This is a genomic window from Pantoea sp. CTOTU49201, from assembly GCF_032054795.1.
Taxonomy (GTDB): domain Bacteria; phylum Pseudomonadota; class Gammaproteobacteria; order Enterobacterales; family Enterobacteriaceae; genus Pantoea; species Pantoea symbiotica.
In genome coordinates this window covers 1-3,916 of record NZ_DAMBSA010000130.1, presented here as the reverse complement: position 1 = coordinate 3,916, position 3,916 = coordinate 1, and the positions used below count along the sequence as shown (strand labels likewise).

At 53.8% G+C, this 3,916-nt stretch carries 4 protein-coding genes and 1 pseudogene; 2 read left to right on the top strand and 3 right to left on the bottom strand.

The features are described 5' to 3' along the window. The 3 genes from tcuC to exbB all read right to left on the bottom strand — a co-directional run. On the bottom strand, positions 1-896 hold an 896-nt coding region (tcuC, locus tag RTY00_RS11245; RefSeq protein WP_312664486.1), incomplete at its 3' end, for a tricarballylate/proton symporter TcuC. Between the two features lie 176 nt (positions 897-1,072). Beyond that, a complete protein-coding gene (gene exbD, locus RTY00_RS11240) occupies positions 1,073-1,495 on the bottom strand; it encodes a TonB system transport protein ExbD (RefSeq protein ID WP_008103349.1) in 423 nt (140 codons plus the stop codon). A gap of 5 nt (positions 1,496-1,500) precedes the next feature. Further along, a complete protein-coding gene (gene exbB / locus RTY00_RS11235; protein ID WP_265299474.1) occupies positions 1,501-2,229 on the bottom strand; it encodes a tol-pal system-associated acyl-CoA thioesterase in 729 nt (242 codons plus the stop codon). A 260-nt stretch (positions 2,230-2,489) separates the two neighbouring features. Between exbB and metC the strand changes: the two genes are divergently transcribed. After that, positions 2,490-3,680 carry a cystathionine beta-lyase gene (gene metC, locus RTY00_RS11230; RefSeq protein ID WP_312664484.1) on the top strand — a complete coding sequence of 397 codons (1,191 nt, stop codon included), beginning with the start codon at positions 2,490-2,492 and terminating at the stop codon, positions 3,678-3,680. Positions 3,681-3,778: 98 nt separating this feature from the next. Beyond that, positions 3,779-3,916, top strand: a pseudogene (locus RTY00_RS11225) (DedA family protein); the annotation flags it as partial.

The window sequence follows — 3,916 nt, the reverse complement described above, 5'->3', positions numbered from 1 at the left end:
GACAGCGAACCCATCACCGGCAGCCAGAACAGGTTGGAGATGCCGACAAACAGCGTCACCAGGAAGCTCTCTTTATCGCTCATCATCAGCACCGTTTTGCCAAACGTCGGGGTAAACGCGGTGATCATGTAGAACATCACGGTGGTGGTCACCACCATCAACATCCCCGCCAGCACCAGCGCCCAATTCTGCCCGACTGAACGCATAATCTGGCTCATGGAAGGATGATGTTTGCGCTGGCTGAAGGCTTCGGTCTCTTCCAGCATGCGACGAATGTAGAACAGGAACGGCACGATCATACATCCCACCACAAACGGAATACGCCAGCCCCATTCGGTGACGGCGTCTTTCGCCAGCAGATGATTCAGACCCAAACCGAGCAGCGCGGCGAAGATTACCGCCACCTGCTGGCTGCCCGACTGCCAGCTGACATAAAAACCTTTGCGCCCTTTTGGCGCCACTTCAGCCAGATAAACCGACACGCCGCCCAGCTCAACGCCCGCCGAGAAGCCCTGCAATAAACGACCGAGCAGAATCAGAATTGGCGCGGCGGCCCCTAATGTGGCGTATCCGGGTACCAGCGCAATAGTTAAGGTACCAATCGCCATCAAGCCGAGCGTTAACAGCAAGCCTTTACGACGGCCGTGGTGGTCGATGTAAGCGCCGAGAATAATCGCGCCGAGCGGGCGCATCAGGAATCCTGCGCCGAAGGTCATCAGCGTGAGCATTAAAGAGGCAAAGGGATCATCGCCGGGGAAAAAGGTTTTGGCGATGGCGGTGGCGTAATAGCCAAATACCATGAAATCGTACATCTCAAGGAAGTTACCGCTGGTAACGCTAAAGATGGTTTTGGCACCGCCTTGCGACGACTTATGTAAAGAGTGACTCGAGCTCATATTGTCCTTCCTGGTTTTTCTTCCGTTTTAACGTGCCGGGCCAGGAATAAACGTGATCCTCTTCACCATTGCAGTTTACAAAAATAAGACCAATAGTAACAATAAATTAACAAACTGAGCATCAGATATAAAAAAAGGTCGCCATGAATGGCGACCCTACGATGAGCTGAGAAATGTTACTTCTTCACAGTTTCCATGCCCATCAAGCCAATCTTCAGATAACCGGCTTCACGCAGCTGATCCATCACTTCCATCAGAGTGGCGTAATCAACCGATTTATCCGCCTGGAAGAAGATGGTGGTGTCTTTCTTGCCTTCGGTTTGTGCCGTCAGCGCATTCACCAGCGTCTCTTTAGTGACCGCATCGTTACCGATGAAGATCTGCTTATCTTCCTTGATGGAGAGATAAACCGGTTTTTCCGGACGCGGCTGCGGCGCGCTGGTCGATGCTGGCAGGTTAACGCGCACATCGACGGTGGCTAATGGCGCGGCGACCATAAAGATGATCAGCAGAACTAACATGACGTCGATAAACGGCGTCACGTTGATTTCGTGCATTTCGCCATCGCCGACCGAGTCATCGTTTAAACGCATCGCCATAATACTTATCCTACGCGCAGTTTCTGTGCCGCCGCTGGACGGTTGGCTTCTTTCGCAGTATCGACGTTGCCGAGATCCAGATCGCGGCTCTGCAGCAACATCACCTGCGCGGCGACATCGCCCAGCGACGCTTTGTAGCTGGCAATCATACGTGCGAAGACGTTGTAGATAACCACGGCAGGGATTGCTGCAACCAGACCAATCGCGGTAGCCAGCAGCGCTTCGGCGATGCCCGGCGCGACGACTGCGAGGTTGGTGGTTTGCGTTTTGGCAATACCGATGAAGCTGTTCATGATGCCCCACACGGTACCAAACAGACCGATAAACGGCGCAACGGAACCGATGGTGGCGAGGAAACCATTGCCACGACCGGCATGACGGCTAAATGCGGCCACGCGGCGATCGAGACGGAAGCTGGTACGCTCTTTAATGCCATCCAGATCTTCGGTGCCGGCGGAGAGCTCCAGCTCATTCTGCGCATCGTTAAGCAGCACAGCGCTGTGGCTGTTGGCTTTAAAGTTTTCAGCAGCACGGTAAGCATCGTTTAACGAGCGGGCTTCGCCCAGCGCTTGCTGCTCGCGTTTCAGGCGACGTTTCGCCCCGCTCAGCTCAGCAAACTTACCGAAGAAAATTGCCCAGGTGACAACGGAAGCCAGTAACAGGCCAATCATCACAATCTTTACCACGATATCGGCATGCTGATACATGCCCCAAACGGAGAGATCCGTTTGCATCAAATCACTGGCTACCACGCTGCATCTCCAACTTCTGTTGCACAGTTCACGATTGAAGCGCGGATCATAGCAAAAAAAACGCCCGAAGTGATAGTGGTTCTCATTACTATTTACAAAGTAAAGAGGCCAGCGATTTCCACAATTTAGCTGATGTTATGCGCAATACTGGCCTCACTCTGATAATCCGCAATCAGGCTCAACCCACTACGCTGATTCGTGGTAACGTGGATGTTTTGTGGGAAATGTCAGGAAAGGCAGTGATGGCAACGAAGAAAATAGACACCACGCTTGTCAGCGCGGGACGCAGTAAACGTTACACTCAAGGCTCAGTTAACAGCGTAATTCAACGCGCTTCATCCCTGGTTTTTGACACGGTCGCCGACAAGAAACGTGCTACCGCCGGTCGCGCTTCAGGCGAGCTGTTTTATGGCCGTCGCGGCACCCTCACCCATTTCTCGCTGCAAGACGCCATGACCGAGCTGGAAGGCGGCGCAGGTTGCGCGCTCTATCCATGCGGTGCGGCTGCGGTCTCCAATGCCATTTTGTCCTTTGTCGAAGCCGGCGACCATATTCTGGTCAGCGGCGCGGTCTATGAACCGACGCAGGATTTCTGCTCGAAAATTCTCAGTAAGCTGAACGTTACCACCAGCTATTTCGATCACTGCATTGGCAGCGAAATTGGCGAACTGGTGCAGCCGAATACGCGCGTGGTGTTCCTGGAATCCCCGGCGTCAATCACCATGGAAGTGCAGGATATTCCGGCGATTGTTGCCGCCGTGCGCGCCAAAGCGCCGGATGCGATCATCATGATCGATAATACCTGGGCGGCGGGCGTGCTGTTTAACGCGCTGGATCATGGCATCGATATTTCGATTCAGGCCGGTACCAAATACATCATTGGGCACAGCGATGCGATGATTGGCACGGCGGTAGCGAATGAACGTTGCTGGCCGCAGCTGCGCGAGAACTCCTATTTGATGGGTCAGATGGTCGATGCCGATACTGCCTATATGGCGAGCCGTGGCATCCGTACGCTGGGCACGCGTCTGCGTCAGCACGAAGAGAGCGGATTGCAGGTGGCCGAATGGCTGGCAACGCAGCCGGAAGTGGCGCGCGTGAATCATCCGGCGCTGGCGCAGTGTAAGGGCCATGAATTCTGGCAGCGTGATTTCAGCGGCAGCAGCGGTTTATTCTCCTTCATCCTGCATGAAAAACTGAGCCGTGAGCAGCTGGCGAATTACCTCGTTCACTTCCACCATTTCAGCATGGCCTATTCGTGGGGCGGCTATGAATCACTGATTCTTGCTAACCAGCCTGAAGAGCTGGCGGCGATTCGCCCGGCGGGCGGCGTAGATTTTGCCGGCACTTTGGTGCGTCTGCATATCGGCCTCGAACATGTCGATGACTTGCTGGATGACCTTAAAGCCGGTTTTGCACGTTTAAGAAGTTAAACAGAAGATAAACCACGCTGTGGCGGCGATGAGAGATCAACGTATACGATGCCACAGAAGGTTAAAATTAGACTCCTTGTGACTCGATGGAATAGCTGATGGGTGTTTTACATGAGATTGTCCAGGCGCTTTGGCATCAGGATTTTGCCGCGCTCGGCAATTCGGATGTGGTTTGGATTGTCTACGGCGTGATGTTTTTAACGCTGTTTCTGGAAAACGGTTTGCTGCCCGCGTCA